General features: G+C 49.5%; 21 protein-coding genes and 2 tRNA genes. 9 read left to right on the forward strand and 14 right to left on the reverse strand.

Annotated elements, in window-relative coordinates:
• Positions 1 to 133: 133 nt before the first annotated feature.
• On the forward strand, positions 134 to 424 hold the full coding sequence (locus tag PsAD13_RS00450; RefSeq protein WP_063286439.1) for a YggT family protein: 291 nt from the start codon (positions 134 to 136) through the stop codon (positions 422 to 424).
• 3 nt (positions 425 to 427) lie between these two features.
• Positions 428 to 748 (forward strand): DUF167 family protein, encoded by a 321-nt coding sequence (locus PsAD13_RS00455; protein ID WP_063316987.1) that lies wholly within the window; start codon positions 428 to 430, stop codon positions 746 to 748.
• Between the two features lie 66 nt (positions 749 to 814).
• Here PsAD13_RS00455 and PsAD13_RS00460 read toward each other — a convergent pair whose 3' ends face one another.
• From PsAD13_RS00460 to PsAD13_RS00480, 5 genes are all read right to left on the reverse strand, one after another.
• Entirely contained in the window at positions 815 to 1,006 is a 192-nt protein-coding gene (locus PsAD13_RS00460) for a Trm112 family protein (RefSeq protein ID WP_057463533.1), read from the reverse strand.
• 32 nt (positions 1,007 to 1,038) lie between these two features.
• Positions 1,039 to 1,719, reverse strand: coding sequence for an LON peptidase substrate-binding domain-containing protein (locus PsAD13_RS00465; RefSeq protein WP_057463534.1), 681 nt, complete (start codon positions 1,717 to 1,719; stop codon positions 1,039 to 1,041).
• 43 nt (positions 1,720 to 1,762) lie between these two features.
• Entirely contained in the window at positions 1,763 to 2,761 is a 999-nt protein-coding gene (gene trxA, locus PsAD13_RS00470; protein WP_063316988.1) for a thioredoxin, read from the reverse strand.
• Positions 2,762 to 2,881: 120 nt separating this feature from the next.
• Positions 2,882 to 3,409 carry a prolyl-tRNA synthetase associated domain-containing protein gene (locus PsAD13_RS00475; RefSeq protein WP_063305924.1) on the reverse strand — a complete coding sequence of 176 codons (528 nt, stop codon included), beginning with the start codon at positions 3,407 to 3,409 and terminating at the stop codon, positions 2,882 to 2,884.
• 141 nt (positions 3,410 to 3,550) lie between these two features.
• Positions 3,551 to 4,570, reverse strand: coding sequence for a cytochrome-c peroxidase (locus PsAD13_RS00480; protein ID WP_244272059.1), 1,020 nt, complete (start codon positions 4,568 to 4,570; stop codon positions 3,551 to 3,553).
• An 820-nt stretch (positions 4,571 to 5,390) separates the two neighbouring features.
• Between PsAD13_RS00480 and PsAD13_RS00495 the strand changes: the two genes are divergently transcribed.
• Both PsAD13_RS00495 and PsAD13_RS00500 read left to right on the forward strand, forming a co-directional pair.
• Positions 5,391 to 5,465: transfer RNA gene (locus PsAD13_RS00495), tRNA-Gly, on the forward strand.
• A 48-nt stretch (positions 5,466 to 5,513) separates the two neighbouring features.
• Positions 5,514 to 5,588: transfer RNA gene (locus PsAD13_RS00500), tRNA-Gly, on the forward strand.
• A 75-nt stretch (positions 5,589 to 5,663) separates the two neighbouring features.
• Here PsAD13_RS00500 and PsAD13_RS00505 read toward each other — a convergent pair.
• Positions 5,664 to 6,776, reverse strand: coding sequence for an NAD(P)/FAD-dependent oxidoreductase (locus PsAD13_RS00505; RefSeq protein ID WP_063317026.1), 1,113 nt, complete (start codon positions 6,774 to 6,776; stop codon positions 5,664 to 5,666).
• A 102-nt stretch (positions 6,777 to 6,878) separates the two neighbouring features.
• Between PsAD13_RS00505 and PsAD13_RS00510 the strand changes: the two genes are divergently transcribed.
• Entirely contained in the window at positions 6,879 to 7,358 is a 480-nt protein-coding gene (locus PsAD13_RS00510; RefSeq protein ID WP_208986352.1) for a YchJ family metal-binding protein, read from the forward strand.
• Between the two features lie 560 nt (positions 7,359 to 7,918).
• Positions 7,919 to 8,347 carry a hypothetical protein gene (locus tag PsAD13_RS00515; RefSeq protein ID WP_063316992.1) on the forward strand — a complete coding sequence of 143 codons (429 nt, stop codon included), beginning with the start codon at positions 7,919 to 7,921 and terminating at the stop codon, positions 8,345 to 8,347.
• Between the two features lie 77 nt (positions 8,348 to 8,424).
• On the opposite strand, the gene PsAD13_RS00520 is transcribed toward PsAD13_RS00515, so the two are convergent.
• Entirely contained in the window at positions 8,425 to 8,784 is a 360-nt protein-coding gene (locus tag PsAD13_RS00520) for a TfoX/Sxy family protein (protein ID WP_063316993.1), read from the reverse strand.
• A complete protein-coding gene (locus tag PsAD13_RS00525; RefSeq protein WP_063316994.1) occupies positions 8,774 to 9,001 on the reverse strand; it encodes a hypothetical protein in 228 nt (75 codons plus the stop codon). Before PsAD13_RS00525 ends, PsAD13_RS00520 begins: the two co-directional genes overlap by 11 nt.
• Before the next feature lie 224 nt (positions 9,002 to 9,225).
• Between PsAD13_RS00525 and PsAD13_RS00530 the strand changes: the two genes are divergently transcribed.
• On the forward strand, positions 9,226 to 10,647 hold the full coding sequence (locus PsAD13_RS00530; protein WP_063316995.1) for an oligosaccharide flippase family protein: 1,422 nt from the start codon (positions 9,226 to 9,228) through the stop codon (positions 10,645 to 10,647).
• Entirely contained in the window at positions 10,634 to 11,761 is a 1,128-nt protein-coding gene (locus PsAD13_RS00535) for a GNAT family N-acetyltransferase (RefSeq protein WP_063316996.1), read from the forward strand. Before PsAD13_RS00530 ends, PsAD13_RS00535 begins: the two co-directional genes overlap by 14 nt.
• Before the next feature lie 4 nt (positions 11,762 to 11,765).
• Here PsAD13_RS00535 and PsAD13_RS00540 read toward each other — a convergent pair whose 3' ends face one another.
• The 6 genes from PsAD13_RS00540 to ccrA all read right to left on the reverse strand — a co-directional run bounded on the left by PsAD13_RS00540 (position 11,766) and on the right by ccrA (position 19,316).
• On the reverse strand, positions 11,766 to 13,409 hold the full coding sequence (locus tag PsAD13_RS00540; RefSeq protein WP_063316997.1) for an AMP-binding protein: 1,644 nt from the start codon (positions 13,407 to 13,409) through the stop codon (positions 11,766 to 11,768).
• A 108-nt stretch (positions 13,410 to 13,517) separates the two neighbouring features.
• Positions 13,518 to 14,030 (reverse strand): CAP domain-containing protein, encoded by a 513-nt coding sequence (locus tag PsAD13_RS00545; RefSeq protein WP_057463547.1) that lies wholly within the window; start codon positions 14,028 to 14,030, stop codon positions 13,518 to 13,520.
• Between the two features lie 145 nt (positions 14,031 to 14,175).
• Complete coding sequence (locus PsAD13_RS00550) at positions 14,176 to 15,441, reverse strand: glycine betaine/L-proline ABC transporter ATP-binding protein (RefSeq protein WP_063305089.1); 1,266 nt, start codon at positions 15,439 to 15,441, stop codon at positions 14,176 to 14,178.
• Positions 15,442 to 15,452: 11 nt separating this feature from the next.
• Entirely contained in the window at positions 15,453 to 16,322 is an 870-nt protein-coding gene (locus PsAD13_RS00555; protein WP_093515971.1) for a proline/glycine betaine ABC transporter permease, read from the reverse strand.
• A gap of 96 nt (positions 16,323 to 16,418) precedes the next feature.
• Positions 16,419 to 17,444, reverse strand: coding sequence for an ABC transporter substrate-binding protein (locus PsAD13_RS00560; protein WP_063305931.1), 1,026 nt, complete (start codon positions 17,442 to 17,444; stop codon positions 16,419 to 16,421).
• A 576-nt stretch (positions 17,445 to 18,020) separates the two neighbouring features.
• Positions 18,021 to 19,316 (reverse strand): crotonyl-CoA carboxylase/reductase, encoded by a 1,296-nt coding sequence (gene ccrA / locus PsAD13_RS00565; RefSeq protein WP_057463569.1) that lies wholly within the window; start codon positions 19,314 to 19,316, stop codon positions 18,021 to 18,023.
• 299 nt (positions 19,317 to 19,615) lie between these two features.
• On the opposite strand from ccrA, the gene PsAD13_RS00570 reads away from it, so the two are divergent.
• On the forward strand, positions 19,616 to 21,613 hold the full coding sequence (locus PsAD13_RS00570) for a methylmalonyl-CoA mutase family protein (protein ID WP_063316998.1): 1,998 nt from the start codon (positions 19,616 to 19,618) through the stop codon (positions 21,611 to 21,613).
• Position 21,614 lies beyond the last annotated feature (1 nt).

Consider the following 21,614-nt stretch of genomic DNA (forward strand, 5'->3'; position numbering starts at 1 on the left):
AAAATGAGGCATGCTGGACCTTGCAGGTGCCTCAGTTCAAAGTTACATGAGGAACAACTCTGTTTCCCAAGCTCTGTCTTCAGGGAAGCAATTCAGCTAGTTCATCTTCGCAAACTTGGAGTTTAACCAGTCCATGCGCGCTATTCTTGATGTCGTTTTCATCATCCTAAATCTTTACACGTGGGTCATTATTGCGAATGTGATCTTCTCCTGGCTCTATGCGTTCAACGTGGTGAACTCAAACAATCAGTTCATCGCGATGATCGGGCAGACACTTTACAATCTGACCGAACCGCTCCTGCGCCCTATCCGCCGGTTCCTGCCAGCAATGGGTGGATTGGATCTTTCTCCGATTGTGCTGCTGCTCGGCATTTTCCTTATTGAGCGCGTCATCGGCCTCTACGTTTATCCCTACGTATTTTAAGTAGTGGCTGAACAAGAACGCCCTTGGAAACTGCAGACTGACGGAATTCTCATTACCGTCCGCCTCACCCCCAGATCCTCCAAAGATCAAATTGAAAAGATAGGCGAGCAGTCCGATGGCCGACCGCTCGTGATGGCGCGCGTTCGCGCAGTGCCAGAAAAAGGCGCTGCAAACAAAGCCATTGCGGCCCTTTTTGCGAAAGCACTCTCTGTTCCCAAATCATCGGCAAAAGTGATTGCAGGTTCCATCGCCCGCATAAAAACACTACGTGTTTACGGCGAACCACAAGAGCTGCAAAAAAGGCTAGAAGATCATCTCTCCTAGCCTTCAAAGATAAGCTCTGCACGTAACCGCGATCAGAGAACCCACATCAGTTCTCATGGATACGTTTTAGTCTTCAAGCTTGCGCGCTTCTTCTTCCAACATAATCGGAATTCCATTCCGAATTGGATAAGCCAGCTTCGCAGCGCGAGAGACCAGCTCCTGGTTCTCAGGATTGTACTCAAGCGTTGTCTTCGTCACAGGACAAACCAACAGCTCCAAAAGCCGACGGTCCAGCTGTGGCGCTTCAAATTCGCTCATAGAGCCCTCATTCATTTTTGTCTTTACCTGCATCACTGAAGCGTGCTGCCAGTACCACCATTGCCACGTGCCAGCTCAACTTCAGCCAGCGCAATGAGCGTATCCGCACGCACTTTCAGATTCTCTGTTTCCAACAGAGCCTGCTTCTCTTTCGGTCCATAAGGACTCATCATGCACAATGCATTGACCAATACCTCAGTCGAGGCAGAATTGACGCTATCCCAGTCCGCTTCAAGGTCATTCACACTCAAGTATTCTTTGAGCGTTGAAAGCAGCAGATCTCGATCGACATCATCTTCTCCGATACCGGTCGTCAAATCACCAGCAAAGCGGGTCGCATCAACGTGACCACGACGGAATGGGGCACGCTCTTCCAGCTCACCACGAAGCACAAAGCGAGAAACGCCAGACAACGTAATCAGATAGCGGCCATCGCCACTTTCCTGAAACCCTGTAATGCGCCCCATACAGCCAACAGTGCAAAGTTTTGGCCTACCGGCCAATTCTTCATCACTGGTTTCAAACTGCGGCTGAATTACCCCAATCATGCGATCAGTACGCAAAGCACTGTCGATCATCGACGTATAGCGCGGCTCAAAAACATTGAGAGGCATGTGGGAGCGCGGGAGCAAGATAGCTCCCGGCAAAACAAACAACGGCACAACCTGCGGCAGATCATCCAGACCTGCGTAGGTCGCATTTCCAACAGTCATCGAGGCCACTTAAGTGCTCTCCGCTCTTATCATTAGGCCTAGATTACGAGAATAAAATTGAGGAGAGTTTACGGCGACCATAAGCAGAACCTGCATCTTTGAAGCCCCAGGCTTCAAAAAACTGCAGCAACTGCTTGCGCGCGCCATCTTCATTCCACTCACGGTCACGGCGAATAATCTCAATCAGCTCATCAACAGCACCAGTTTTATCCCCTTTGCCGCCCAAAGCGAGCGCAAGGTCAAAACGAGCCTGATGATCATCTGCATTGGCTTCTACACGCTCACGCAACTCTGCAAGGTCATCAAGCCCTTCAGATTGCTCAGCGAGTTCAAGCGCAGCCTTCGCTGCTGCAAAATGCTGGGAGCTCTGCTCATCTTCCGGAATCATATCGAGCATCTGTTTTGCATGGTCTTTCTCACCAAGCGCCAGATAGCACATAGCAAGCCCACACAATGCCTGCACGTTGCCAGCGTCGATAGAAAGCGCGCTACCATAAAGCTGTGCAGCTTCTGGATACCCTTCAGCATCACGAAGCTCATCAGCCTTCTCAAGCATCACTTCCAGATCACTTGGGCCAATGTTTACGCCAATACGATCGAGAAACTTTTTGATTTCACCTTCGGTCTGCGCACCCATAAACCCGTCAACAGGCTGGCCACCTTTAAACGCAAACACTGCCGGGATCGACTGAACACCCATCTGACCGGCAACTTCCGGATAATCTTCGATGTTCATCTTCACCAGCTTGAGAGCACCATTCGCTTCCTTGACGACTTTCTCTAGCGTCGGCGTAAGCTGCTTACAAGGACCACACCAAGGCGCCCAGAAATCAACGAGGACTACCTGATTACGGGAGCCCTCGATTACGTCCTGCACAAAGGTTTGAGTGGTCGTATCAACAATCAAGTCAGCAGCATTGGCTGCCGGAGCTGCAGATGGAGATGCCGCACCAGCCTGTGTGTTGGTCTGATAACCGCCGCCATATCCACCGCCAAGGGAGCCACCAAAGCTGCCACCTACGGAATAACCGGATCCACTCATTATTTTGACCCTTTACTGAACCGGGAGCTGCTCATATCAGCGCTCCTCATATCAAAATCTCTAACTGCTGCCTAAAATGGTCTTAGATGAGACCAATTACAATTGGCGATCACCCAGTTTTTATAGATCTTCAGTGACTTTCTGCGCCTCTGCAGAAACTGCAAGCACATTGGCATCATGCCCACATGCCTTGGCAAACACCATCAGACCTTCCGCTGAAATCGCCGTTGAAGCATTATTTAGCAATGGATGGAAGTTCAAAACCTCCTGCTCCATCATATCTGCATCAAACACCACGGACACGCGTTGTGCTTCCCGATCATTGATCAGAGAGAACGGCGTGACGGACCCTGGAGTAACACCCAACACCTCTTCAAGCAGATCAGCTTTACCGAAAGAAACACGACCAGATGCACCAATAATGCTCGAAATCTTCTTCAGATCTATCGTAGCATCATGAAGGGCCACGACCAAAAAGAGATTACTCTTTTTGTCTTTAAGGAAGAGATTCTTGGTGTGCCCACCTGGAATACGCTCATGCAGATCAGCAGATTCAGCAACCGTAAAAACCGGCTCATGATCAATTGTAGAAACCGGAATGTTCAAGTCTTCCAAGAAAGATATCAGTTGCGAACGGCTTGCTGGCATGTAGAACGACCTCTCCCAAGTCTCTGAGGCAAACCAAGTGTTTGCCACATAAATGCTGCACCGTTTTAAGCCACCTATAGAAAAAGGCAAGCGGTCCATAAGAACCGCCTGCCTCTAGCAAACCGAGGGCGAATAGTTTGCTTAGTGAGCCGTCATGACTGACGGATCAGGGAGTGGTGTGGTGTTGGTCCGAACTGGCAGAATTGGGTACTCAACGCTTGGCTGTTCTCCGGTAAGGGTCTTCAGGAAAACAGTAATTGCATCAATATCTTCTTCACTCAGCTCAGCACCAAGCTGAGAGCTGGCCATAATAGAAACCGCCTGCTTCAAATCCCAAACCTTGCCGGAATGGAAGTAAGGAGCTGTCAGATCAATATTGCGGAGCGGTGAAGCACGGAAAACGTATTCTTCCTCGGCAGTTTGAGTAACAGCAAACCGGCCTTTGTCATTGACTGGAAGAATATCTGCACCCGGCTTTTCAACCACGCCGAATGGATAGTACCCCTCACCACCAATGTTCACACCGCCATGACAAGCGGCACACCCGGTATCCATAAACACCTGCAGTCCCTGCTTTTCCTGCGCATTGAGAGCATTTTCATTACCCTCAAGGAACAGATCAAACTTGGAAGCAGGCGTAATCAAAGTTGCCTCATACGCTTCAATTGCCTTCGCCATATTGTCGAAGTTCGCTGGTAACTCCTCACCTGGGAATGCTCTTGAAAACTGCTCAGTGTATCCCGGCATACTGTTCAGAACAGCTTCAACCCGCTCTGGCGTGCTGGCCATTTCAACACCAGCTTGCACCGGGCCTTTGGCTTGCTCCTTCAGATCTTCTGCACGACCATCCCAAAACTGGGCAAGGTTGAACACAGCATTCAACACGGTGGGTGCGTTACGAGGCCCCTTTTGCCATCCATGGCCGATGGATGTTTCCAGATTATCATCCCCACCCATGCCGAGATTGTGGCAGCTGTTGCACGACAGCAATCCCGAAAGCGACAGTCGCGGATCAAAGAAGAGCTGACGCCCAAGATCAATTTTTTCGCGGGTAATCGTGTTGTCTTTAACACTAGGTACAGCGTGCGGGATCGGCTTGAAGTAAGAACGCGCCTCTTCCAGCAACTCAGATTGAGCAAAAGCTCCTCCCTGAACAGCCATGCTGAAAACAGATGCGCCAATCAATGTCTTAATTATTGCTCGCATGAAATCCTCCATCATCACGAGATAATGGAGTTTAGAATCACTACAAACAAAAGCACATTGATGCAACCGCTTGACATTTACTATGGTAACATCAAAAATTTCATCATCTTAAAACGCAAAACCATCATCGAATATATTGAGATATACAAAAAATACTTGAAATATGAATTCCACCAATACTTATTAATACTACAAATATCGAGAATTATAATCACAAGACATACACGAAGCGTCCCTCCTTACACTTAGAATAACTCTAATATAGACAAAAAATTGAGAGCTTTGACCGCGTGCAACTTACGTTTCTCAAGGGCATGTACTTCACCCTCAAAACGTTCTCTTAGAATATACTAATACACGACTGCGACATACTGCCCCCAATTACAAATTGTGATCCTGACGACGTCTGGATGTTGTTCTTAGCCACGCTCGCTAATGCTCATTCTGAATGTGACTAAAAAAATTCCTGATCTTATTGAGATATATGAGGGAACCTGTTTCTTTTTCATGCAGCCCATCCACGACCTCGGACAAAATCACATAGGTTATTTTACTCGAGTGCAATTATTTCCACAACGATCAAACAACTCTAAAAAACTATCTATCTTGTTGTTATATAATATTTTTTATGAGGCACTTCACGACCTCCACATCCACAAGCTCTGGGAAACCCCACAATGAATTTCAAATTCCTTGTTGCATTCACCCCGAGCTTTTGTCATATAGCTCCCACCTCACCGACGGGGCCGCAACAAACGGCTCTAGCGAAACAGATGCGGGCGTAGCTCAGGGGTAGAGCATAACCTTGCCAAGGTTAGGGTCGTGAGTTCGAATCTCATCGCCCGCTCCAGTTTCTCTAAGAAACTGAGTTTTCGCGAAGTTGGAATTTTTTGGATATGCGGGCGTAGCTCAGGGGTAGAGCATAACCTTGCCAAGGTTAGGGTCGGGCGTTCGAATCGCCTCGCCCGCTCCAAAAAAACAAAACAACCGCCGCAAGGCGGTTTTTTGTTATCTACAATTCTTCATCTCTATCAGAGCTTTAGGCGAACTATTCCTCTTCAAGCCAAGGAGGGAATGGTGTGTTCTCAGCAGACATTATATTCATGAACCGGGCCTGGAAATAATCTGTGCGTCCCAACACCGGTAGAAACTTTTGCCTGAACAGACGGATCGCTGTGTTGTTTGACGCCAAAAACCGTGTGCCGGTATCAACCGTCTTCAAAACCTCCGCAGCAACGGGTCGTCGATCCAACATATATTGATGCGTATGCCCGGTAGAAACTTGCCACGCCAGCCACGCAGCATCCTCAATCCCTAAGTTCATCCCCCTGCCTCCAAAGGGAGAATGCACATGCGCAGCATCTCCCACTAGAAAGACCCGCCCTTTCTGATAGAGATTGGCCAATCGGTGAGAGATCCGGAAAGACGACTTCCAATTGACTTTGATAACTTTCAAAATCGGCGGCATGGTCTCAAGTGGATCAGAGTGATCGGCAACAATGCGCGCCCGTGTCGCAGAAAATGGAATGACACCGAAGATATTTGGTGACCTGTCAAACATCGTCGGCCCATCCATCGTCAGCGTCGGTTCCAACTCCACATCTGCCAGCCCCCAATCTTGCGGATACGAACTGCCTGAAAAGGTGAACCCCATTTGCGAACGCACAATTGAGTGTGCACCATCTGCCCCAATCACCATGGGTGGGTGAAGTACCTCTTCGTCACCGCTACTGGTTTGTATAACTGCTGTGACGACCTCATCCTTCTGCTCCAGTTTGACAAGTTCACACTCCCGCTCGACCGGTATTCCCAGCTCTGTCAGATGTCGTTCAAGAACAGTTTCAGTCTCATATTGCGGCAGGGCCAGCATAAAATTAAAAGGCCCATCTAAGTCTGAGAGATCAACCTCTAAAAGCTCATCACTTGGCCCACGAAAGTGGACATGGTTCATCCGCCATCCCTTTTGCAGTAGTTTGTCTGCCACACCAGAGGGCTGTAGGATTTGGAGGGTGCGGGGATTAATGGCAAGGGCACGAGATTGAGCGTGAGGGCGTGAGTTCTTACCGATGATACGAGGCGTAAAGCCGCGTCGCTTCAGTTCAATTGCGGCAGTCAACCCACTGGGCCCTGCCCCAACAATCAGAATGCGTCCTCTTTGCATTGCCATCCTACCGTACACAGGGCTTGTTGGTGCAAGCTTATGCAAAAGACGCTGTTGGAGCGTTGAACCAGTAAGGCGAACTTTAATCAATCTTGGAGGAGCTTGTTTGCCCTTCTTGACCTGGCTTCAAAATTGTCGTTTAGCTGCCTTCCAAGCTCTAAAGGATGGTATTTGATGACAGCACCTTGCCCTTGCAAATCAGGAAAAGACTTTGAAATATGCTGCCAGCCTTTTCTGGAAGGCAAGGCCCTGCCCGAAACAGCAGAGCAGCTTATGCGCTCACGTTTCAGCGCTTATGCCACAAAAAACATTGATTACCTGAAAGACACATTGTGGCCCCGCTACCAAAAAACCTTCAGTTCAATTGAGGTCGCAGAATATGCTGCCCAAACTCAATGGATAGGGCTTGAGATTCTGGGCACCGATAAGGGGCAACTAGGTGATGCAAAAGGTAGCGTCCTCTTCTGCGCCAAATACCTTGCCCATGGCCAAGTCGGAGAACAGAGAGAACTGAGCCTCTTCAAAAAACGCAAGGGCCGCTGGTATTATGTTGAACCGATGGAAGAAGGCACCCACCTCTAAACCTCACAGCCTGATCCAAAATCAACTGAGCGTAAAATAGTCTCGCTGCGAAAGCAGCAGTGAGCTTCTCTGCGCCTTACATCAGTAACGACCATATCACGATGCAGATAAGGCTTTACCTTCCCCTACAAGCAAGTTCCGATCCCCACCCAGGTCAGCAAACTTCTCCGTGAAAGTCTAAAAGCAGAGATCTCAGACTTATCATTTACCGACTACATACAAGCCCTTTTCAGCTCATCATACCAATGACTGAACCTAAACTGAGGCTTACCAAGATATTTTGCATCAGCTAGCAGCATAAGATGCCAACACTAGAAAACATCGTTTCCATATATTTTTGGTATGTCAGCACGAGTTTCCCACACCTTTAGGTTGCTTCATTAACAACCACATTCCGCAGGGAAAAGGCGCCTTTGCGTAACGGGTTAGCGAAACGCCGACAAGGTTCAGACAAGCTTCGTTACATCCAAACTTATTAAAATTAGAAAAAAAACTATTTCAAACTATCGGTACATATGTGTATGTCACACAAATATGAGTATCGATCAGGAAATATCTAAATGAACGTAGTTCACGCAAACAGAATGGAGCTTATGAAGTGGAGATCACTAATACAAAACACGCCTAATACTGTAGGATCCGGATGTGAAATTTATGAATCTACTAAGGAGCTACACTTAAACGATGGATCTTTAGTCCTAATTAGCAAGCCCAATCAAGATTGCACAACACTATTACAAAGTTTTTCTAAAAAAAACCTATCAGAAATCCAGTACTTACAGTTCCGCGCCTACAAACTCGTTGAACCTGGCTTTGCAGGACGGCGATATTGGGCTGTTAAAGTCATCGCAGGAAAGCACCCTAAGAACCCTGGGTTACGGTTGTTGGTCGTTGGCTGGATTAAGGGCACAACCATGAAACGAGCCTTCAACGAAATCAAAAAAGTACTAAAAGGCGACGCCCAAATTTGCGAAGACCCGCGTCTATAAGAACAGCAACCGACAAAGCTGTGACGCTCATATGAAGGCGCTGACATTGAAGGCGATCAGATTATGATCAACCTGCGTCAACCTTTTCCTTTCAACTGTTTGGCTGGCAGTCCAGCGACAAAACTCATACTGAGCGAAATCCATTCTCTAAGCGCCGCCTGATCACACACCTCAGCAGCCACAAACACCAATCCTCCCATTCGGCGACCACCAAGCTCAACAATCTCAGCCCCCTCTCGGCCGAGCGCTTCCACTTCATTGTCTTTTCCAACACGAAACATAAAGCGAGCCTCTTCACTCTTAATACGATGCGCCCCGGCCAGCATGTTTCCATCCAGAAAAAAGCACAACCCACCCATCATCCGCTTCTCCGAAATCCCCATAATGCCTTCCAACTCCTCACGAAGCCGATCACTAAGTTCCTCATCATAGGCCACTAGAGCATCCTTCCAGCGTGATTGTCTTAGCCATTTTACAGACTAATACAGTCAGCACCTCACCAAGAGGAGCCGGTCCCTGCTCAGTTTGGGCGGATGCAGGGACCGGCGCAAGCTGCACGGCAGAAGGGAGGCGTCCCTCTAACACCGCGAGGCGGTGGTGCAGCTCTGCAATTTGCGATGTTTTCGCGTTCATATCACTCTCAGCAAATTTCATTTCGTTCTCTATATGTTCTCATATTGATTCCGTCAAATCGCACAGGAGTCAAGCATCAAAAACTGCGAGAGTATCAGAACAAAAGCTTCAGAGCCTTCAAAGTCCAGCTAAGCTTCTGTTTTAACTCAAGGACCAATCAACACGTCAACACCACAGAACAGCATTCCGAAAATATTAATTTTCATACTAGTAATAATTGACCAGAAATAATTAAGGCGTATCGCGTGCAAGAACTCCTCCTCAAATGGTCAGCAGTGCTTTTACCTCGCAGCACTCATGCAAAACTGCTGCCGCTTCTTGGAAAAATACTCGACACTCTCTTCAGCAAAGGCGAGGCTGGAGGAGCACGACGCTCAGCATTAATCGTTTTTGCCTTACGCATCGGGAGCGCAGCACTCGCTTACATCATGCAGGTCTTTCTGGCTCGTTGGATGGGCGCCTCTGAATACGGCATCTTCATTGTTGTCTGGACGGTTGTCATCATACTGAGCGTTTTTTCAGGGCTTGGGTTTTCTGTTTCCCTTCTGCGTTTCATTCCAGAATATCTGGAGAAGAAGCAATACGAACTCCTCAACGGCTTGCTCTTCAGCGCCCGGTTCCTTGTATTGCTCAGCTCAACAACCATTGCAGTACTCGGCATAGCCATCGCCTGGGCCTTTTCTGACTTCATTGGCAATGCATACATCCTGCCGCTTTACCTCATCGCAATCTGCCTGCCCATGCACACCTACACCGGTATGCTGGAAGGCATTGCCCGTGCGCAAGACTGGCAACTCAAAGCAATGCTGCCAGATTTTATTGGCCGCCCTCTTTTAGTGCTCGCATTCATGTTGATCGCGCTGTTGCTGGGCTATCCGCCAACAGCCGTCACAGCTTGCATCGTCACCATCGCAGCGGTCTGGACCATCACCTTCTTTCAGACGATCATGATGGAAGTCTCGCTGAGCAAAGTCCGCCACTCTGCTCCACGTAGACTTCAGATAAAGTCATGGCTGCTTGTGTCGGTTCCCATGCTGGCAGTTGATGGCTTCTTCCAGCTCATTACCAGCTCTGATGTCATCTTAATCGGCCTCTGGCTCCCACCAGATCAAGTCGGCATTTATTTCGCAGCATCACGCACCCTCGCACTGATGCATTTTGTTTATTACGCAGTGCGCGCAGCAAGCGCACCGCGCATGGCACGTCTTTACCACTCTGGTGACAGAGATGGCCTCAAGGACTTTGTAGCCAGCGCTGCTAAAATGACCTTCTGGCCAACACTACTCATGGCCAGCTTTGTCATGGCAGTCGGACCATTCCTCCTCTCATTGTTTGGAGAGGATTTTGCTCAAGGCACACCAATCCTCTACATCCTTGTCATTGGTGTATTAGCCCGTGCATCCGTTGGTCCGGTTGACGCATTGCTGACCCTCTCAGGGCACCAAAACACCTGCGCCAAGATTTATGCCAGTGTCTTTGTCATAAACCTCATTCTCAACACAGCACTTATTCCAGCCTTCGGCCTGTATGGAGCTGCTCTGGCGACTACATCAGTCATCTTTTTTGAAGCATGCATTCTTTATCGCAGCGCCTACAAACGCCTTGGCCTGCACACATTTATATTGCCATTGAAGAGACGGGAAACTCCAGTCAATGAAGCAGGATAGCACCACGATAAAGCTGCTGACACCCGGCAAAGATAAAACAGCGAAACACCTGTGGCGACAACTGTCTCAACAGGCACTGGAGCCCAACCCGTTCTTCTCCAGCAGTTTCGTCAGTGCATTCAATGCACATAAGGCAAATGGCTCAATCAAGCTGTTACTGGCCCTCGATCCTTCCGGCACAAAAGCCCTCGCAGCACTGCCAATCATAAGGGTAAGGCGCGGCCTAATCTTCAAACTACCAAGCACATTAGCTGGTGATTATGGGCCACTCGGCACCCTGCTGATTTCTGAGGAAGCGACGCCAGCGGCACTCAACAAACTGCTGGAAACTGCCTGCAACTTAAGCTGGACTAAAACACTAATCCTCCCTTTCCATGGAGCCGGCGGCCCCGTCTATAAGTGTCTGGAGAGCGTACTTTCAGCACACGGATGGAAGTATCAGGTTTCCTCAAAAGAAGATCGCGCCTTCCAGCTATCTGGCAGTGAAGGTCACGCCGATTTTGACGCCCTCAAAAAACGGTCCTCATGGAAAGGTGCCTTTAAAAACCAGCGCCGGCTAGAGAAGGAAGGATCGCTTTCCTTTAGTATGCTGGAAACCTCAAAGGACATTCAGGCAGGCCTTGAAGACTTTCTGAAACTCGAGGCAGCTGGCTGGAAAGGCAAGCAAGGCACCGCGCTCCTTTCTAGAGCACCTGATGCTGCTTTCACACGTGAGCTGGTATCAAAGTCAGGCAAAGCAGATAACATTCGTATTGGCCAGTTACGGCTCGACGATAAGTTGATTGCGACCAACATCCTGCTCCGCGAGCAAGGCCGCATATTTGGCTGGAAAACAACCTTCGATGAGAGCTTCGCAAAGTTCTCACCGGGACAACTACTCATCTATTTCAGCACTCAAAAACTTCTCGAAGATCCCGCGTTCTCAGGGGCAGACTCCCTCTCGACACCGGATAATCAGATGGCAAACAAGGCCTGGACTTCACGGTTCCCATATGCCACGGTTTTTATTGGCAAAGGTCCAATAGCGCGCTTTGCAATGTGGGAGGCGCAAGCAGGTGCTCGCGCAAAGTTGGCGTTAAAGAGCAAAATTAAGAAATTGCTTGGTCGAAAATAGCTGCCTAGCCTTCAACCAATTCAGCTTCTTCCTGCGCTCTATTCCGTAAAATCCGGCGAATAACCTTTCCGCTGGTCGTCAAAGGCATTTCGGAGACAAACTCAATCTCCCGCGGATATTCATGAGCAGAAAGACTCACGCGCACATATTGGCGAATATCATCAACCAAGCCCTCACTTGGTTCGAAGCCATCTTTCAGCACAACATAAGCCTTTACGATCTCCGTCCGCACCGGATCAGGTTTGCCGACCACAGCAGCCAATCCAACCGCCTCATGCTTGATCAAACAATCCTCAATCTCAGTTGGCCCAATGCGATAGCCAGCTGAGGTAATGACATCATCATTGCGACCGACGAAATGGACATATCCATCCATATCAACAACACCTTGGTCACCTGTCAGCATCCAATCACCAAGGAATTTGCTCTGATCTGCCTCAGGCTTTCGCCAATACCCCAGGAACATAACAGGCGTACCACGACGAATTGCAATCTCGCCTTGCTCTTCTCGTTCGCAAACAGATCCATCTGGTCGGATAACAGCAACATCATGCCCAGGCACAGCTTTGCCAATTGCCCCGGCACGGGAAACTCCCATCCCCGCTCCTGACCCAAGCACGAGATTACATTCCGTCTGTCCATACATCTCGTTTGGCGCAACACCGAGCGCTTCGTGGCACCAGGTAAATGCTTCACGCCCCAATGCTTCTCCCGCTGAGCAGACAGAGCGCAGCCGAAGTTTTTCAGAATACTTACGATGATCAACACTGCGCATCATCTTGAGTGCGGTAGGCGGAATGAACGCGTTGCGAACATCATGTCGAGCCATCAAGTCAAATGCACCTTCCGGATCAAACTTATCGATCCGGGCAGTCACCACAGGCACCCCAAACTTCAGCGAAGGCAGCAATGCATTCAGCAAACCACCCGCCCAGGCCCAATCAGCCGGAGTCCAGAATACATCGCCAGCCTGCGGCAACATCTCATGTGCCATTTGAATGCCCGGCAAATGCCCAAGCAACACACGGTGCGCCAGCAGTGCGCCTTTGGGCTGCCCTGTTGTGCCTGAGGTATAAATCATCAAAGCTGGATCATCAGGGCCTGTCGCATAGCTTTCAAAGCCGTCAGAGCCTTGCTCAAGCAAGTTCCAGAAGCCAAGAGCTCCATTTTCTGCACCATCGACGCAGATAACATGCTCAAGAAGCGGGAGTTGCTCACGAAGTGCAGAAAGTTTCTCAAGTCCAGCCTGATTGGTAATCACCACTTTCGCACCAGCGTTCTCCAGCCGGTATCTTAGCGCATCTGGACCAAACAAAGCAGCCAATGGAACTGCGATAGCTCCGAGCCGATAAATCGCAAGATGAGAGATGGCAGTTTCAGGCGCTTGAGGCAGTAACAAAGCTACACGATCACGCGGGGCTACACCCAAAGACTGCAGCGAGTTTGCAAGCTGGCAGGAATTTCCTTTGAGCTGACCATAGCTCCACGCTTCAACACCGCCGGAAGACAGCACATGCAGCAAAGCTGTGCGCTTAGGCTCAACATCCGCCCAACGATCACAAGCATCATGCGCAATGTTATAGCGCGCAGGAATAGTCCAGCGAAACTCAGCTCGCAATTCCTCGTATGAAGTCAGTGGTGGCAGCACACCAGAAATCCCCTAAACCCAAATTCATTAGTGAAGAGAGTTTATCGCTGCAGCGCACAACGAGATACTGGCCTTTGGTCGCTCTTTTAGCCTCCAAAGGAAAGTGGGTTAACGCGGTCCAGCTACAACAAGGCTCCAGAAAACCTTGTATTTTGAACGAGGCGCATAAGCCGTTGCAATACCAATACGCGTTCCATTTGCATCCAGCATCACTGCATTATGTTTTGGCGAGTCACGCCAGCCAGAAAAGGCTTCGGCCCATCGACGATAACCAGCACTGAGATTGCCCACCGCATGAGCATCGCCCTGCCCAGCCCCCTTCATCAAGACGGCGAGCTTAAGATCGCCCTTGCGCGCAGCGTTGACATCCTCTGCACGGGCCATTCCATCTGCCTGTGCCTGAGCAACGCGCATCAAAGCTGGATCGACCGTAACCGGCGGTAAATCTGATTGAGAACGATAGCTGGAGATCATTGAGGCCACAACACTCGCATCAATCTGCGCAGAGTGGCTCTCTAAGTTCTGATAGTAGCTTGGCGTTTCATCAGGGCTGACACAACCAGTGAGCATCAGTCCAACAGCAAGAACCAGAGCAATACTCCCACCACGAAACGTCTTCATACAAAATCACTTTTCGGCAAATTTCGAATCTCTCGGACACACTACCGACTAAATGAGGCAAACCAAGCTCAAACTCAGAGCACACGCATAAGTGAATTAAAAAAGGCCGGACAAAGCCGGCCTTTCAAACTTCTTGGTAAAAACGTTAGGACGCTTCTTTCAAAGCATGAGGCTTGGCTGTTTCAGCCGTCTCATTCTTCTCTTCAGCACCTTCAGTCTCAGCATCGGTTTGCTCTTCTGGAGGCGTCAGCACGCTACCCATCTCTTCTGGGCTCAACACGCCCATGAGATGTCCATCCTCGCAAACAACTGGAACTGGATAATCTGCTTCCAATGTTGTTGGAAGAGCTTCTTCCAAAGTGCTTTCCAGCTCCACTGCATTGCTGTCATCAGCAAAAGCATAAAGGGATGGGCTATCACCCGGTTTAGCAACTTCTTCAGCAAGTCCCTCTTGCGTAACGATGCCGCGGAACTCTTTGTCCTCAACCACATAACCGAAATCTTCGTCATGTCGACGCATATCAGCCAGCGCTTTTTCCATGTTGTCATGGGTAATACGCACAGCAGGTGGCTGCATAACAGTATCTACGGTCAGCACGCGAGCACGGTTCACATCACGTACAAACGCCCGTACATAATCATCAGCTGGTTCAAGCAGAATTTCTGGTGGCGTACCAACCTGTGACAACACACCATCCTTAAGGATCGCAATCTTGTCACCAATACGCAAAGCTTCGTCCAGATCATGCGTGATGAACACGATGGTCTTATGTAGCTTCTCTTGCAGTTCAACCAATTGATCCTGCATCTGTGAGCGGATCAACGGATCAAGTGCAGAAAACGCCTCATCCATCAGCAAGATGTCAGCATCTGTTGCAAGCGCACGGGCAAGACCAACACGCTGCTGCATGCCGCCGGAAAGCTGGCTTGGGTACTGATGTTCAAAACCACCAAGTCCAACCGTTTCAATCCACTCACGCGCTGTGGTTTCACGGTCTGCTTTTGTAATGCCCTGCACTTCAAGACCGTAAGCAACATTCTGCAATACTGTCCGATGCGGCATCAGGCCAAAACGTTGAAACACCATCGACATACGATGACGGCGGAAGTCTTCCAGCTCTTTATCAGAAAGAGCCATAACATCCTCGCCATCAACCAGAATGTGCCCGTCTGTTGGGTCAATCAATCGGTTGAAGTGACGAATAAGCGTAGACTTACCAGAACCGGAAAGGCCCATGATCACAAAGATCTCACCCTTCTCGATGCTAAGGGAGACATCATGCAGGCCAAGAGTATGGTCAGTTTCAGCAAGCAGCTGATCTTTGCCCATACCATTTTTGACCTTGGCAAGCTCCTTCTCAGGCGCCTTGCCAAAAATCTTGGTAATGTTTTGTACTTCGATCAATGCCATGTGTTAGCGCCTCACCCTGTTACCTTGCGATGCGCCTGCATCCGTTGTCCGGCTGATTGTGTGATACGGTCAAACACAACGGCAAGAACAACAATCGCTAAGCCGCCGAGCAAACCTTGTCCTGCATCATTACGCTGCAACCCAAGCAGAACGGTTTCACCCACGCCGCGAGCACCAATCATGGACGCAATCACCACCATAGCCAACGCCATCATCATAGTCTGGTTAATACCCTGCATGATGGAAGGGAGCGCAAGTGGGATTTGGACGCCCTTAAGGATCTGCCAGCGCGTTGCACCAAAGGCCCGGCTGGCCTCAACAACCTCTTCATCCACATAGCGGATGCCAAGATCCGTCAAGCGAATAAGCGGTGGTGCGGCATAAATCACAGTAGCCAGAATAGCTGGCACCTTACCCAGACCAAACAGCATGGCCGCAGGAATAAGATAAACGAAGCTTGGAATGGTCTGCATCAAGTCCAAGACCGGATTGAGCAAAGCTCTGAAGCGGTTTGAACGAGCAGAGATAACGCCAAGCGGCACGCCAATCACAACGGAAATCAGCACAGCGACAAGCAAGATCGCCACTGTTTGCATAGACTTTTCCCAAAGCCCCAATGTACCGATGAACCACATTGCACCTACCATCACCAGGCTAAGCCCCCAACGGCGGCTCGCAGCAAAGGTAATCAGGCCGATGCAGATCAAGATCACGATAGGATCAGCGCCACGGAGAAGTCGCTCTAACCGCACCAGCAAAAATAGGATGGAGTTGGAAAAGGCCTCAAATCCATCGCCGTAATTCACGACGAGAAAATCAACCAGATCGTTTGTGGAAGTCCGGATAGGTTTCCCAAAGTTGGGAAACACGTCGAAAGCCATGTGATCCTCTTATTCTTCTTAGCAAGGATCACGGAAACAAGTTCCGTGATCGCTTTTCATTCGCTAATTTTCAAAAACAGTCAGCTGTCTTTGATATTACAGAGCAGATTTCACACGCTCAGCGACATCAGCTGGAACCCAACCGGTCCAGAGTTCTTCGTTGTTTTTCAGGAACTCAGCAGCAGCATCATCTGTGGTTCCGCCAGTGTCCTGCATGTAAGCAAGAGCTTTGGAAACGTCATTACTGGTGGTTTCATAAGCTGTCAGGAACTCAACCAGTTTAGGCGCAGAAGTATGGAACTCTGTGTTCACGAAGACGTGCGTCGCAGACAGAGGGTATGCAACTGCCTCGGTCACTTTGGATGGATCTGTCTCTGCAGACAGCTTGTCCCAAGCTTCCTTGTTGTAGGCAGGCTCTTCCAGCTGAATCAGATCATCAGCGACCTTACCCATGACCCAGGTTGGACCCCAGTAATAGAACACGATTGGCTTCTTACGACGAACGTTCGATTCAATCGCAGCTGCAAGCGCTGCACCTGTACCAGGGCGGAAGTTCACAAAGCTATCAAGCAAGCCATAAGCGTTGAGCTTCTTAGAGTTGATGACCTCACAGCCCCAACCAGCGATACAGTTGTAGAAGCGACCTTTTTCTGGCTCTTCCGGATCAGAAAACACGTCTTTGTACTTTGGCAGGTCAGATACAGACTTCAGACCTTTTGCAGGCGCATCATCGCCTTCAACCAGGTATTTTGGAATAAACCAAGCCTGTGTCGCATCAGGGAAGTTCACACCAAGATCAACAAACTGGTTCTTCGCTTTGCCTTCAGCAAGAGCTTCAGTCACGTTGTCTGGCCAGATTTCCATGGTCACGTCGATATCACCACGCGCCATACCGTTTAGAAGCGGAATAGTGGAGCCTGGGATGACATCCGTTTCACAGCCGTACCCTTTTTCAGCAATGAACTGAGCTACAGAATTGTGAAAAGCATTGGAGTCCCAATCCAAACCAGCAAACACGATAGGACGGTCAACTTCACAAACAGGATCTGCAGCTTCTGCTGTAGACACAGCAAAAGGGAATGCAACTACGCACGCAGCGAGAGCAGATTTAAAATTCAACACGGATGCCTCCAAACAACCAAAACATACTTTTTGTTCGGTCAGAGAGAAAAGCCGCCAAGGACAGCTTGTCGTTCTGGCCGTAATGCTAAGTCAAAAACTCAGCAATTGCAGGACACACTAGGTTGAGCACATCAACTGCACCGTTAAAAATAGATATATTCAATTTTCTGTCAACTTAGACATCTGCTCAAGATATTTTTTTAAAATAAATATAAAAAGATATACTTCGTGAATACACTGAATATGAAGTTATAAAGCTTTCATAACTCTCTAGTACCACCATTTAAAACGCAAAATAAGAGAAAAAAAATTTACTGAAGCAAAACGACTATTTTAAACTTTCTTTTACAGGTAATCCCCACGGAAAATTCAGGTAATTTCACAGTAAATTGAAATAAAAAAATCACGTCAAATGATGTTGAATAATCACGTAGATTACAAAAAGAAAAGCGCAGAGAAAATCTGCGCTCATTTAATAATATTGAATCATCGTTCAATAAAAAAATATAAGTGAGAAACTTAAGGAAATTGGGAAGTTGGCCGCATAAAAGCGCCAACTTCCTTTCGTGAGCCTACTTAGTTTTCAGTGGCTTCAATAACATCCTCAAGGGAGCGTAAACCAGTCTTTGGTGCACACACCAAAACCGCCATGTTTCCTGGGGCATGTTGGTTCTTCCACATCTTCATATGAGCCTGCGGAATCTGATCCCATGAGAACACTTCACTCATACAAGGGTCGATACGGCGATCAATCACGAACTTGTTCGCCTCACTCGCCTGTTTCAAGTGCGCGAAATGCGAACCCTGAATACGCTTCTGACGCATCCATACATAGCGCGCATCCATGGTCAGATTGAAGCCGGAGGTACCCGCACAAAACACAACCATACCGCCGCGTTTGGCAACCAGTGTTGATACCGGGAACGTTGCTTCACCTGGGTGCTCAAACACCATATCAACGTCATTACCCTTACCGGTAATGTTCCAGATCGCCTTACCAAACTTACGCGCTTCTTTGGTCCACGTATCATACTCAGGCGAGTTCACCTTCGGCAGCTGGCCCCAACAATCGAAGTCTTTTCGATTGATAACGGCCTTTGCCCCAAGCGACATCACGTATTCGCGTTTACTCTCATCTGAAATAACGCCAATCGCATTCGCTCCGGCAGCAGCAATCAGCTGAACTCCAAACACGCCAAGGCCACCAGAAGCCCCCCAAACCAGAACATTCTGACCTGGCTTCAAATCATGCGGCGCATGACCGAACAGCATACGGAATGCAGTCGCCAGTGTAAGCGTGTAGCAAGCGCTCTCTTCCCAAGTCAGGTGCTTGGGACGCGCCATCAGCTGCTGAGATTGAACACGAGCGAACTGCGCAAATGACCCGTCAGGTGTCTCATAACCCCAAATCCGTTGGGAGTTAGAGAACATCGGATCACCGCCGTTACACTCCTCATCATCCCCGTCATCCTGGTTACAGTGAACAACAACTTCGTCGCCTACCTTCCAGCGAGTAACTTTGGAACCAACCGCCCAAACAATACCGGAGGCATCAGAGCCTGCGATATGATAGGGCTGCTTATGAACCTTAAAAACGGAAATCGGCTCGCCAAGGGCAGCCCAAACGCCGTTGTAGTTCACGCCTGCTGCCATAACCAGAATGAGCACTTCATGGCTGTCCAACTCCCAAGTTGGCACCACTTCCTTGACCATCGCTGTATCAGGGGAACCATGGCGCTCTTGGCGAATGGTCCACGCCCACATGTTCTTAGGAACATGCCCCAGCGGTGGAATCTCACCAATCTCATATAGGTCCTTGAACTCAGAGCCACCCTCTGACCCAGCTTCGACAACCCGTGCAACGGAACTCATGATATTCTCCTCCAAGTTTGCGTTGCGCCCTTCCCTCATGAGAGTGAAAGCAAGTCCTCTGCTAACGCTTCCAATCCACTATTTGCTGCAACGCAAAACAATACAACCTGTCAATATCGGCTATTTGAGAATTATCATTACAAAGAACTCATAAAATATATACAACTATTGCTTAACTTGCGAAGAATACTTCTTCTAATGTTGCATTGCACCAACCACTAAAACCTATGCAAAGGTGTAGGCAGAATTGAGATCTTGTCCCTTATAAAATGCAGGGAGGATCAGGGAGGCAATAGACTATGAGTACCGGTTCACCTAAAGGCGCAACAAAAGACCGTCCGTGGATGTTCCGCACATATGCAGGACACTCCAACGCTGCAGACAGCAACCGGCTCTACCGTACGAACCTCGCAAAGGGTCAGACGGGCCTTTCTGTCGCGTTCGATCTCCCAACTCAGACAGGATACGACCCGGACCATCCGCTCTCTCGCGGTGAGGTTGGTAAGGTTGGTGTACCCATCTCTCACCTGGGAGACATGCGCACCCTCTTTAACGAGATCCCGCTAGAGCGCATGAACACCTCCATGACGATCAACGCAACAGCTCCTTGGCTGCTTGCGCTCTATGTGGCAGCTGCTGATGAGCAAGGCGCGGACCGCTCTCTGCTGGCTGGCACCACGCAGAATGATCTGATCAAGGAATACTTGTCCCGTGGCACTTATGTCTTCCCGCCGACCCCATCCATGCGCCTCACAACAGATGTGATTTCATGGACTTACACGAACATGCCCAAATGGAACCCGATGAACGTGTGTTCCTACCATCTGCAGGAAGCAGGCGCGACACCAGTACAGGAACTCTCCTTCGCGCTCGCCACCGCGATCGCAATTCTGGACAATGTTCGCGCTTCTGGTGTCATCTCTGAAAGCGATTTCCCTAAGCTCGTGGGCCGGATTTCCTTCTTCGTAAATGCAGGCATGCGCTTCATCACCGAAATGTGCAAAATGCGAGCATTTACAGAACTCTGGGATGAGATTTGCCGCGAACGCTATGGCGTTGAAGAAGAGCGTTACCGCCGCTTCCGCTATGGCGTACAGGTCAACTCACTGGGCCTCACAGAGCAGCAACCCGAAAACAACGTTTACCGAATTCTCGTTGAGATGCTGGCTGTTGTTCTCTCTAAAAACGCGCGCGCTCGCGCAGTTCAGTTGCCAGCCTGGAACGAAGCTCTTGGCCTACCACGTCCGTTTGACCAGCAATGGTCTCTGCGCATGCAGCAAATCATGGCCTATGAGACGGACCTGTTGGAATATGCAGATATCTTCGATGGCTCCAAAGAGATTGAAACCAAGGTCGAAACGCTCAAAGAACAAGCACGAGAAGAACTTGCCCGCATCGCAGAAATGGGCGGAGCAGTCGCAGCAGTTGAATCCAGCTACATGAAGCAGAAGCTCGTGGAGTCCAACTCCAAACGTCTGGCAGGCATTGAATCTGGCGACCAGATCGTCGTCGGCGTCAACAAATGGACCGAAACCGAACCATCTCCACTGGCATCAGATGAAGACGGCGGCATCCTCACAGTGCCTGAGCATGTAGAAGAAGAAGCAATCCAACGCATTCAGGCCTGGCGAGCTGAACGTGACGAGAATGCAGTTAAATCCGCTCTGCAAGAGCTCCGCGCTGCCGCGTCTTCTGACAACAACATTATGGAAGCATCCATCAAAGCAGCTCAGGCAGGCGCAACCACAGGAGAATGGGGCGCAGCCCTGCGTGAAGTCTTCGGCGAATATCGTGCCCCAACTGGCGTCGGTAAAGCAGCACCGGATGACAACGAGAGCCTCACAGGTGTGCAGCAAAAAGTCTCCGAGCTTTCAGAGAAGCTGGGTCGACGCCTTAAGTTCCTCGTCGGCAAACCGGGGTTAGATGGCCACTCCAATGGCGCAGAACAAATTGCAGTGCGTGCCCGTGATTGCGGTATGGAAGTCGTTTACGAAGGCATCCGCCTTACACCCGCCCAAATCGTCAACGCTGCCCTTGAAGAAGGCGTCCACGTCATCGGCCTGTCGATCTTGTCCGGCTCACATCTGGCGTTGGTCCATGATGTGCTCGACAAAATGAAAGAAAACGGCTTGGACGACATCCCAATCATCATTGGTGGCATTATTCCGTCAGAGGATGCCGAAGAACTGAAAAAAGCAGGTGTTGCAGCCGTTTACACACCAAAGGACTTCCACCTGACAGAAATCATGTCAGACATCGTCCGCATCGTGGATGAGCAAGTCAACGAAACGGTCTAAG

Origin of the sequence: Pseudovibrio sp. Ad13, assembly GCF_001623225.1 — a bacterium.
GTDB lineage: Bacteria > Pseudomonadota > Alphaproteobacteria > Rhizobiales > Stappiaceae > Pseudovibrio.

What these genes read in the sequence shown, in the direction of transcription:
- PsAD13_RS00475 (WP_063305924.1), bottom strand. Translation starts at nt 3,409, where the DNA reads ATGCCAGCAAGCCGTTCGCAACTGATATCTTTCTTGGAAGACTTGAAC.
- ccrA (WP_057463569.1), bottom strand. Translation starts at nt 19,316, where the DNA reads ATGAGTTCCGTTGCACGGGTTGTCGAAGCTGGGTCAGAGGGTGGCTCT.
- PsAD13_RS00555 (WP_093515971.1), bottom strand. Translation starts at nt 16,322, where the DNA reads ATGGCTTTCGACGTGTTTCCCAACTTTGGGAAACCTATCCGGACTTCC.
- PsAD13_RS00535 (WP_063316996.1), top strand. Translation starts at nt 10,634, where the DNA reads ATGAAGCAGGATAGCACCACGATAAAGCTGCTGACACCCGGCAAAGAT.
- PsAD13_RS00545 (WP_057463547.1), bottom strand. Translation starts at nt 14,030, where the DNA reads ATGAAGACGTTTCGTGGTGGGAGTATTGCTCTGGTTCTTGCTGTTGGA.
- PsAD13_RS00570 (WP_063316998.1), top strand. Translation starts at nt 19,616, where the DNA reads ATGAGTACCGGTTCACCTAAAGGCGCAACAAAAGACCGTCCGTGGATG.
- PsAD13_RS00480 (WP_244272059.1), bottom strand. Translation starts at nt 4,570, where the DNA reads ATGGCTGTTCAGGGAGGAGCTTTTGCTCAATCTGAGTTGCTGGAAGAG.
- PsAD13_RS00450 (WP_063286439.1), top strand. Translation starts at nt 134, where the DNA reads ATGCGCGCTATTCTTGATGTCGTTTTCATCATCCTAAATCTTTACACG.
- PsAD13_RS00505 (WP_063317026.1), bottom strand. Translation starts at nt 6,776, where the DNA reads ATGCAAAGAGGACGCATTCTGATTGTTGGGGCAGGGCCCAGTGGGTTG.
- trxA (WP_063316988.1), bottom strand. Translation starts at nt 2,761, where the DNA reads ATGAGTGGATCCGGTTATTCCGTAGGTGGCAGCTTTGGTGGCTCCCTT.
- PsAD13_RS00465 (WP_057463534.1), bottom strand. Translation starts at nt 1,719, where the DNA reads ATGACTGTTGGAAATGCGACCTACGCAGGTCTGGATGATCTGCCGCAG.
- PsAD13_RS00525 (WP_063316994.1), bottom strand. Translation starts at nt 9,001, where the DNA reads ATGAAATTTGCTGAGAGTGATATGAACGCGAAAACATCGCAAATTGCA.
- PsAD13_RS00550 (WP_063305089.1), bottom strand. Translation starts at nt 15,441, where the DNA reads ATGGCATTGATCGAAGTACAAAACATTACCAAGATTTTTGGCAAGGCG.
- PsAD13_RS00515 (WP_063316992.1), top strand. Translation starts at nt 7,919, where the DNA reads ATGAACGTAGTTCACGCAAACAGAATGGAGCTTATGAAGTGGAGATCA.
- PsAD13_RS00460 (WP_057463533.1), bottom strand. Translation starts at nt 1,006, where the DNA reads ATGAGCGAATTTGAAGCGCCACAGCTGGACCGTCGGCTTTTGGAGCTG.